This window comes from Peribacillus sp. NPDC058002 (assembly GCF_042886655.1).
In the GTDB taxonomy this organism is placed as follows: Bacteria; Bacillota; Bacilli; order Bacillales; family DSM-1321; genus Peribacillus; species Peribacillus aracenensis.
The window spans coordinates 1-2,171 of the sequence record NZ_JBHVQU010000418.1 but is presented as its reverse complement, the minus strand read 5'-3'; the positions used below and the strand labels follow the sequence as shown (position 1 = coordinate 2,171).

Genomic DNA, 2,171 nt, shown 5'->3' with positions numbered 1-2,171 from the left:
TCCAATCAACCTTAAATCGTTTAGTTTTTAAAAACAACAATCTTTACGAAAGGAGCCTTAAGAAATCAGCTTCTTTTCCTCGGGTTGAGCTAAGCCTCAACAGGTGTATCGTTACATCTTCTTCAATTAAACGAGGGTTTCATTTATATAACAGTAAAAACATGGGTGATACCCTAGTCATGTTTTAAAATCATGGTTCGGGAATCAATCCGAACCCATTTTTCGTAAGTTTACATTTTTCCGGATCTGAAAATGGTGTAGAGCATAAGTAAGAACATTAGGGTTGCAACGACAAATCCAATCTCGATAACCGGTATCTTCCATAGGATCAAGGTTTCCCCGCCTATTGCAGAGCCGATAATGAGACCGACCATGATTATACTGAATGCTAGCAGGATAATGCTGAAAGACAGCCGGTTCGAGATTTGATCAAGCTTATGTAAAAACACTTGGAGTTCGGGAATGTTGATATCAAGCCGTAATTTTCCTTTTTTAATGATACCTGTCACTTCCCTGATATCCTTTGGCAATTCGGCAATGGCTTCAGCAGACTCGATGAATTGATTCCAGGCGTTCTTCGCAATGTTCTTGGGGTTGTAGCGTTCCTTAAAAAGCCTTTCTCCAAAAGGTTCAGCTGCCTTCATAATGCTGAAATTCGGATCTAATCCTTCGACAATGGCCTCCATGGTAAGCAAAGCCTTGCCGAGCATCGTGAATTCGGGAGGGATTTGGACTTGATGCCGATTGGCAACCGTGAACAGGTCATTGACAGCTCCGCCTAGGCTGATTTGGCTCAATGGGATATCATAATATTTATTTCGAAGTTCATCGATATCCCCTCTTAATGGGGCCATGTCGATTTCGTCCGTCAGGAGGCCCATCTCTGAAAGCGTCTTGATCAATCCATTGGTGCTGCCGCGTTTCAAATTGATGACAAGCGAGGCGAACTGAAACTTCGTCTCTTCCTCCAACCGTCCCACCATTCCGAAATCCATAAGTGCGACGACATTCCCTGGCAAAATGATGATATTGCCAGGGTGGGGATCGCCGTGGTAGAAGCCATCGATCAATATTTGCTGAAGCATGGAATTCGCTAATCTTTCCGCGATTTTCCGGCGATCATAACCTTCATCATCAAGCTGTTTATAATGATTGATCTTAATTCCTTGAATGAAATCCATCGTCAGGACCCTTTTTGTGGAAAATTCCCAATGGATCCTTGGTACCTTAAACCCTTGATCATCGATGAATTGCTTGGCTATTCTTTCCCCGTTTCGACCCTCGGAGTTATAATCGAGTTCTGCACGGAGTGATTTAGCGAATTCATCAATCATTTTTCTGATTTGGTAGCGTCTTGCCCAAGATATGCGTGCTTCCATTAGTCTTGCCAAATCATCGAGAATTTCCAAATCCGTTTCCACAATCGGCAGGATATCGGGCCGCTGCACTTTGATTGCTACGACTTCCTGTGATGGAAGCCGTGCCGTGTGGACCTGACCGATCGAAGCGGTTGCCAGTGGGGTTTCATGAAATTCAAGAAAAAGGTTTTCCAAAGAATCACCCAATTCGGCTTCGACAATTTTGCGAACCCTCTCAAATGGAAAGGGGGTGACTTGGTCCTGTAGCTTTTCAAGTTCGCGGACGATTTCTTCAGGAACGAAATCACGCCTCGTACTTGCAATCTGACCAAGTTTTATGAATGTAGGTCCCAAGCTTTGTAATATCGTATGCAGCCTCTCCCCAATGGAGCGGAGGTTCAGGTTTTCATCAGGTTGGAGTTTCGATGCAGCTTTGCTCTCGGATAATCCCAGACGATAGATGAAGTAACCAAAACCATTTTTCAAGAAGGCATTAATGATTTCTTGGTAACGATGTGCGTGTTTCAGTCGCTTGCGAAACATTCAAGTACCTCCTGATCAGGATTGTATGTTTTGGTTCTGTTTTTCCAAAATCGCGATACGGCGCTCCAATTCCTGAACTTCTTCTTTAGTTGCCAAGTTTAGGCCATTGAGCGCTTGGTTGACTTTGGCCTTGACGGAATCATCCAGCTGCTTTTGGGCTTGTTCCCCTTTTTCGACCCATTGCTTAATAAGAACCTTGGAGTCTTCTTTTGAGATATCGCCTTTTTTCACAAGAGAGTCCACTGCTTTTTCAATTTTCTCTTTTGTAGC

General features: G+C 43.7%; 2 protein-coding genes. Both read right to left on the bottom strand.

Annotated elements, in window-relative coordinates; all coding sequences use genetic code 11:
- Positions 1–230: 230 nt before the first annotated feature.
- Positions 231–1,901, bottom strand: a complete 1,671-nt coding sequence (locus ACFVSH_RS25800; protein ID WP_387596530.1) for an ABC1 kinase family protein — start codon at positions 1,899–1,901, stop codon at positions 231–233.
- A 15-nt stretch (positions 1,902–1,916) separates the two neighbouring features.
- Positions 1,917–2,171 (bottom strand): phasin family protein (locus ACFVSH_RS25795; RefSeq protein ID WP_387708617.1); only part of this gene is annotated, 255 nt, incomplete at its 5' end.

Coding starts and splice junctions, on each gene's coding strand:
- ACFVSH_RS25800 (WP_387596530.1), bottom strand. CDS start 1,901: ATGTTTCGCAAGCGACTGAAACACGCACATCGTTACCAAGAAATCATT.